Origin of the sequence: Clostridium sp. AM34-9AC (assembly GCF_003480225.1) — a bacterium.
GTDB classification, from domain to species: Bacteria; Bacillota; Clostridia; order Lachnospirales; family Lachnospiraceae; genus Acetatifactor; species Acetatifactor acetigignens.
Genome location: NZ_QUIU01000023.1, coordinates 63,009 through 69,869, shown reverse-complemented (window position 1 = coordinate 69,869; position 6,861 = coordinate 63,009). Strand labels below are relative to the sequence as shown.

Here is a 6,861-nt window from a genome sequence, read left to right as displayed (position 1 = left end):
GTAAGCACCCACCGCCTTGCAAGCTGGGAGTTCCATTGTTTTTCCACCGCTTCGGCGGCGTTCCACAAAGTATTGCGGTCTGCATATTCCTGTGGAGCATTTGCCGGGAGCAGGATTTCATTGTGGACGATACCACGCTTTTCCGGGTAGTGCTTTACTTGCTGGTCGTATTCACAGAACAGCTTTTCGCCGCTTTGGTAAGCAGCGGCGGCAACCGCAGACTGCCGCTGGCTGCGCTGAACAATCGTGATTTCGTTGTGTGGACAAGGCATTTCGTGTCCCTCCTTTCGCTAATTGGTGGATGGGGTGGCGTTTTACCACCTCATTTTGGGCAGAAAAAAAGCAGGAGACCTTTTTCAGATTTCCTGCTCGGTGTGCCACTGTGTGAGCGGCGGGTATTTAGTTGTAAAAGTTCGGGACAAGTTGACCCGATGTAAAGCTAACAAACTGGAATTGCACCAAAACAATCTAAGACAACAACGCTGCCCTACTTGCGATTTTTTCTTGTACTGCGGAAACAGTTTCTTGAATGGAATAAGTGGTCGTATCTATAACATTCGATTCATATATTCCCAGATTGCAAAATTGCTCCCACATGGTTTCTACCAATTCGATATTTGTCTTTCGGTCTAACTTTGAGCGTTCAACAGCTCGCTTCAAGGTTTCTTCCTTACTTGCCCTTAAAATAATATAATGCACCTCATAATGTTCCCGAACAAGACTTTGCCACGGCTTTAAAAACCACGGTCCGATAATACCGTCAACAATTACATCATATCCACCACGAGCATATCGCTTCGCAGCTTCTAAAAACGCTTCAATGACAATCAAATTTTGCTCATTTGATTCTGGCAAATGCGGTGGTATTGCCCCTTTACTCAAATAATGATAAAAGTCATCTGTGTGCATATGCACAGACTTTTCCAAATCTGATTCTTTTGCAACAGCAGATGCCGTTGTAGTTTTTCCTGTCCCCGGCGCACCTGTGATTACAATAATTCTACCTTGATTCATCTATATTTTACCTCCACAAATTACGATTTTCTTAATTCTACAAACTGGAATTTGAGTCTCTGTAAAGCTGGAATTAACCCATACAATTATTTTAATTTAGAGGTTCTTACGCAATTATCCGTATTTTGTAATTTTTCAATACTGGAATGCCAGTGTAAATCAGCATTCTCCATTTTTATTAAAGCGAAAAACGTAAAATTGCGGAAGAACCAATTTAGATATTCACAATTTTACTTGCCACAGTATCTCGAAAAACACTGTCATGTTCTACCAGGAGCATGGTCGGGGCAAACTCCGTTATGAGTTGTTCAATCTGCATACGTGAGTACACATCAATAAAGTTGAGCGGTTCATCCCATACATACAAGTGTGCCTTTTCACAAAGGCTTTTCGCAATTAGGACTTTCTTCTTTTGCCCGCCAGAAAAGTCTTTAATATCCTTTTCAAACTGTACACGCTCAAAGTCCATTTTCCTAAGAATTGCCTTGAACAAACTTTCATCAAGGTTGTTTTCTTCTGCAAACTCGGAAAGGGTTCCACATAAATACGATGTATCCTGTGGCACATAAGAAATTACAAGCCCAGAGCCAAGTGTTACTGTACCCGTATAATCTATGGACTGCCCGACTACCAACTTTAACAGGCTACTTTTGCCACTGCCGTTCTTTCCATCAAGCACAATGCGTTCTCCCTGTCTTATTTCAAACGAAACGGGTTCACAAACTGAAATGCCATCATAATAAACTACTACATTCGATAATGATGCAAGCAAATCTGTATGGTAATTAAGCGGTTGTATCTTGAGGGCTTCTGCGGTTTCCATATTTTTCAGCAATGCTGATTTTTGTTCGATTGTCTGTTGTTGTCTCGCTTCTATAGATTTTGAACGCTTCATCATTTTGGCGGCTTTATGACCGACATAACCTTTATCTGCTGCCCCAATTTTGGAAGCTTCTACACGTTCAGACCATACTGCAGCGCGTTTTGCCGACTGCTGTAATCGTCTGATGTCCTTTTGCAAACGTTCGTTCTGAGCCAGTTCAAATTCTTGCTGTCGCTCAAAATTTGACATCCATGATGAAAAGTTTCCTCTTTGCACTTCGATATTCGCTCGGTTAATCGATAGAATATAGTCAACACAATCGTCAAGAAAGCGACGATCGTGAGAAACTAAGATGAATCCCTTTTTCTTTTTCAGATATGCCGCCACACTTTTTCTCGCTTTGGCATCCAAATGGTTGGTAGGTTCATCAATCAGTAGGAAATGCCCTTCATTAAGAAAAAGAGCGGCAATCAAAACCTTTGTCTGCTCTCCGTTGGAAAGTGTTTCAAAAGGTCGCCAAAGCACATCGACATCAACATCAAGATAAGAAAGTTCTCGCATAAGTTCCCATTCTTCCGCAAGTGGGCAAATCTCCTGCAATATATCCTCTGTAATACGATTCTTATCTGAAACGGGATAAGGAAAATAATCAAACTGTACGGATGATAGGATTTTTCCACTATACTCATATTTCCCAAGCAGAAGATTCAGAAAGGTTGTTTTACCTCGTCCGTTTCTGCCCACAAAACCAAGCTTCCAATCGGTATCAACCTGGAAACTGACATTTTCAAAAACATTATCATAACTTGTCGGATATGAAAACGTAAGGTTTTCAATTTTAATCATTGACATAAATATTATCCTCCTTTGCATGTCATACGATACAAAGTCGGTTCGGTGAATGTTTACTACGTATAGATTTCACCAAAAGGAACCGACACTATACGGAGTGAATCATGTGTAACTATCTGTTCTGCACTATTCATAAAGCACCTCCAAAACAAAATAAGAGCCACAAGAAAGTTTATCCTTGCAGCTCGTCATAGCATAAAATAACACCACTAAGCAAAAGTGGCAACAGCACTATATTGAGTAAGATAGACATATAACTTTCTTGCAATAGACACAATAATGCCAAAGTATAGCACTACCGCATATTTTGATTTTATTTGCAAGAAAAGTTAATCATCTTCCCACCTCTTTCTAAATTTCAAAATATTATACCATAAATCGCAGGCAAATACAAGTGGTTATAAAAATTTAACAAATCGCTTATAATACAATCATATAACTTTACGCATTCCTTACTGACCGTAAAATTCCGATTTATTGCTGACTTTATTATACTTTATTGCCTATCGAAAAGATAGCATATTTTATGAAACTTGTCGGCTGGGAACAGCTTGCAACGCAAGGTGTCCCCAGATGACAAGTCCACAAAAGGGTAGCTGGCGGTAGCCAGCGCAGGGGAAGCGTAGCGTCCCCTGTATGATTTGGAGCAGACCATGACTGCGAAAAATCACAGCCCTCCGGCAAGGAGCCTTCGGAGAACGCAATGCACCAACCTTTGGGTGGTGTATAATTGCGCCCTTAGTAAACTAAGGGGTTTCCGGCTTCTCACGTTCCAGCAGTTTCTTCAATAGTTCCTGCGTGTCCTGCCTGTGAAAAATGAGTGTCAACAACAGCATGACATCATCATCTGTCAGGCGTTCCGGCTCTTGCAGAAAACTTTCCAGCATACCGCCACGAGTACAGAGCCGGTGTGTCCGTTCTTTTCGGGTAAGCTGCTTTAGCTGGTGCTGCAATGCCTTTTCATCATTGATGGCTTTCCGCAGTTTCTTTTCACTCTTTTCCAACTCTCGGTTGAGCTTTTCCAGCTTTGAGGTATCAGGCAAGGGCAGCGTCCTCCTTTCCCGGTATCAGCACATAAATCCTGTTTGGTTCTCCAACGCCCTGACGCACTCGCATGATCAGTCCGGCGGTTTCCAGTTCATTCAGAGAACGCTTGACCGTCATGGGGCTGCGGGACAGGACTGCGGCAATGGCTGTGACAGGGAAGCAGATAAACAGGATTCCGTTCTCGTCCTCCTGTCCGTTGGATAGCATAGCGTCCAACATCCGGCAGTACATGACCTTTGCGGTGCTGCTGACTGGAAATCCTGTCAACGCTCTGGGAAAGGGCATACAGGGCGGCAACGGTGTGCCTATCGTCATAAATTCAAAATTCATTCGGTGTGTTCCTCCTTAAAGCTCATGCTTCCTCTTTTTGCTCATTCTCGGCATATTGCGTTTCCTCCCGTTTTAGTGTATAGTTTCGGGGCGATTTTCGGCAAAATTACGGTCATAGAGCCGTCTAAAATCTCCAGAAGTATCAGCAATAGGGTAGACTATCCCCCTATCAGATTGTCGTGTTTCGGTATCATTTCGGTATCAGTTCGCCAGTTCTCCCCGGTGTCGTTCCTCCCCTGAATCTCACAGCGGCGTATTGCTCCCTTTGGTACGCTCGTTTCGGTCAGGGTTCCTCCATATCCCTGCCAAAAGTCATGGCGCTACATCGCCGGGGAAGCATATCCCACACAGGCTGGTCATTCGATTGGAATAATCCATCGATGAACTACCTGTATCATAGAACATTTTTGTGCCCTGTGCCGTATGTCCACAAAGTAGGAATTAAGGGTAAAAATCAGAAATTTCCACGATTGCGGAAAGTATGATATAATCCAGTTAAGCGGCAGTAATGAAACCGCCGGAAAGGAGCGTGCGCCCATGAAAGGAGCGACAAGCATACAGGAACGCCTTTGGGAACTCCGCAAGGACAAAGGCTTAAATCTGGAAGAATTATCAGAGCTGACGGGCATTTCCAAATCAGCTCTTGGCAGTTATGAAAAAGAGGATTATAAGGAAATCAATCATGGCAACCTTATCACGCTGGCAGACTTCTATGGGGTTTCCGTTGATTATCTGCTGTGCCGGACAGAGAACCGGGAGCAGATCAACACGCCACTAACAGAGCTGCATTTGAATGATGAGATGGTGGCACTTCTGAAAGGCGGTCGGATTAACAACCGTCTGCTCTGTGAGCTTGCCACTCATAAGGACTTTATCAAGTTTCTTGCGGACATTGAGATTTATGTAGATGGGATTGCCACCATGCAGATTCAAAACCTCAACGCCCTTGTCGATACTGTCCGGCATGAAATCATTGAACGGTATCGCCCCGGCGAAGACGACCCGCATTTGAAAGTGCTGCAAGCCGCCCATATCAGCGATGATGAATATTTCAGCCACATGGTTCTTGATGACCTCAATCTCATTATCCGGGATATTCGGGAAGCCCACAAAAAGGACAGCGAGAGTGCGCCCCAGACCACCGTTGCCGATGAATTGAAAGAAAATTTGGAAGCGGTTGAAAATTTCAAGGGCAGTCGGGATGAAAAGCTGGTTGTCCTTTACTGCAAGCAGCTCGGCATCAACTATAAAAATCTGTCAGACGAAGAATTTCGCTGGCTCATTCGGATTCTACAAAAATCAAAGAAAACAGGAACTCCTATCAGTCAAAGGAAAAAACGGTAAAGAAAAACCGCTGTTGCATGGTTGTGTTTGCTTCCATGTAGCAGCGGTTGGTGCTATACTTATTCAGTTAAAATTTCAAAGCGATAAAGTGGAATTTATCTTAGAAATTACAGCAATGTTATTTTGATAAACTTTCAAGAATTGAAATATCATGCTTATCTTTATCTCTTAATTCATAACCTGAATGGAAAACTCTTTGGCCTTTTAAGGATATACAAGGAATTGTTTTTCCTTCAAAAAAAGCACTACCAAAGTAATCTTTTTCAAACTCATACCAGCCACCCTCTAAATCAGCTTGTTTTGAAGTTCCGTCCTCACTTAAAACGAACGGGTGAATGTCTAAGTAACCAAGTTCATCACTATATAACTCTATTCTAACCGGTTTCCAGTCTGTATCAATTTTATAGCCCAGATTCAAAAGCACATTTAACAATTTTTCCGTATGTTGAGCATCAAAATTTATATCTATATCTCTATGAATTCTTGTTTGTTTACCAGCTAAAATATCTACACCCCATCCGCCATCCAACCAGTATGTAATTCCAGTATTTTCGAATAATTCTATTACTTTCATTAAATCTTCTTTTGTTGTTATTTCTTTTCTACCCATACAAAGTCTCCTTTACAACTTCTAATTTGTAATAATCATTCTACCATACCGTTATGAATAAATCATCTCATGTAAAACAATTTCTTCTGCCCGGTTGTGAATGTTATTGCAACGCTGCACCCATTCCATTTGACGGGTACGCTTCAATTCCTCGGTCACGCCCTCGGCAGCTTTCATCTGCTCCATGATGGTGTCTAACCGTTTCTGTGCCTGTTCGTTCAGGTCTGCAAGATATGTCCACAATTCCCCGGTCAGGGTCAATGTGTGTAATCTGGCTGGGCAGACTTCTCTTAAATATTCCCGGTGCATCCGTCCGTACTTTCCGATGGGGCGGTGTTCCTCCGGCAACTTCAAGTCCGGGATGTAGTAATCTCCAACAAGGATATAATCAATTCCGTTTTCTTTTATTCTTGGTTTCAATTCGCTCATGTTCCTTACCTCCTGTGGAAGCAGGCTCGTCTGGTACTAACTCAATCACATCGGTAATCTCACAATTCAGCGTTTCGCAGATACGGGCTAATGTATCCATGCTGATGTGCTTTCCCTCTTTGCTCATGTTGGCAATCATATTTGTTGTCATACCAGCGGCAAGCCTTAAATCCTCTTTTCTCATATCACGCTCTAACAGTGTGTGCCAGAGTGGTTTATAGCTGATGTGCATATTGTTTTCCTGCCTTTCTATCCATACCACCGGAGCGGCTGCCCCGGCAGGAACTTTTCTCTTATTATAGCACCAATCTTGTGAAATCACAATTTATTCTTGTAGCCTGCCGCTGATACCGTCTGGATTGGCTTTTCCTTTCTTTTTGTTCCCTTTAATTAGCCATGAACTGCTTCATGC

At 42.7% G+C, this 6,861-nt stretch carries 9 protein-coding genes; 1 reads left to right on the top strand and 8 read right to left on the bottom strand.

The annotated features are described in order from the left end of the window. The 5 genes from DW835_RS13580 to DW835_RS13560 all read right to left on the bottom strand — a co-directional run. Window positions 1-272: MobA/MobL family protein (locus tag DW835_RS13580; RefSeq protein WP_182430320.1), on the bottom strand; the 272-nt coding region annotated here is incomplete at its 3' end. Window positions 273-468: 196 nt separating this feature from the next. Continuing rightward, on the bottom strand, window positions 469-1,014 hold the full coding sequence (locus tag DW835_RS13575) for an AAA family ATPase (RefSeq protein WP_002584326.1): 546 nt from the start codon (window positions 1,012-1,014) through the stop codon (window positions 469-471). 214 nt (window positions 1,015-1,228) lie between these two features. Further along, the gene (locus DW835_RS13570) at window positions 1,229-2,689 is read right to left on the bottom strand and encodes an Lsa family ABC-F type ribosomal protection protein (RefSeq protein ID WP_002584327.1); all 1,461 of its coding nucleotides are present in this window, start codon (window positions 2,687-2,689) and stop codon (window positions 1,229-1,231) included. Window positions 2,690-3,435: 746 nt separating this feature from the next. Further along, window positions 3,436-3,732, bottom strand: a complete 297-nt coding sequence (locus tag DW835_RS13565) for a DUF3847 domain-containing protein (RefSeq protein WP_002584328.1) — start codon at window positions 3,730-3,732, stop codon at window positions 3,436-3,438. Continuing rightward, complete coding sequence (locus DW835_RS13560) at window positions 3,725-4,066, bottom strand: DeoR family transcriptional regulator (protein ID WP_002584329.1); 342 nt, start codon at window positions 4,064-4,066, stop codon at window positions 3,725-3,727. Before DW835_RS13560 ends, DW835_RS13565 begins: the two co-directional genes overlap by 8 nt. A 537-nt stretch (window positions 4,067-4,603) precedes the next feature. Between DW835_RS13560 and DW835_RS13550 the strand changes: the two genes are divergently transcribed. Beyond that, window positions 4,604-5,410, top strand: a complete 807-nt coding sequence (locus tag DW835_RS13550; RefSeq protein WP_002584331.1) for a helix-turn-helix transcriptional regulator — start codon at window positions 4,604-4,606, stop codon at window positions 5,408-5,410. Window positions 5,411-5,528: 118 nt separating this feature from the next. Here the strand turns inward: DW835_RS13550 and DW835_RS13545 are convergent, their stop codons facing one another. The 3 genes from DW835_RS13545 to DW835_RS13535 are packed head-to-tail and all read right to left on the bottom strand — an operon-like array spanning window position 5,529 to window position 6,771. Next, window positions 5,529-6,020, bottom strand: a complete 492-nt coding sequence (locus DW835_RS13545) for an aminoglycoside-2''-adenylyltransferase (protein ID WP_002584332.1) — start codon at window positions 6,018-6,020, stop codon at window positions 5,529-5,531. Window positions 6,021-6,071: 51 nt separating this feature from the next. Further along, window positions 6,072-6,449: a TnpV protein gene (locus tag DW835_RS13540; RefSeq protein ID WP_002584333.1), complete on the bottom strand. Its 378-nt coding sequence runs from the start codon at window positions 6,447-6,449 to the stop codon at window positions 6,072-6,074. Then, window positions 6,409-6,771, bottom strand: coding sequence for a helix-turn-helix domain-containing protein (locus DW835_RS13535; protein WP_007887891.1), 363 nt, complete (start codon window positions 6,769-6,771; stop codon window positions 6,409-6,411). The genes DW835_RS13540 and DW835_RS13535 overlap by 41 nt, the downstream gene beginning before the upstream one ends. Window positions 6,772-6,861 lie beyond the last annotated feature (90 nt).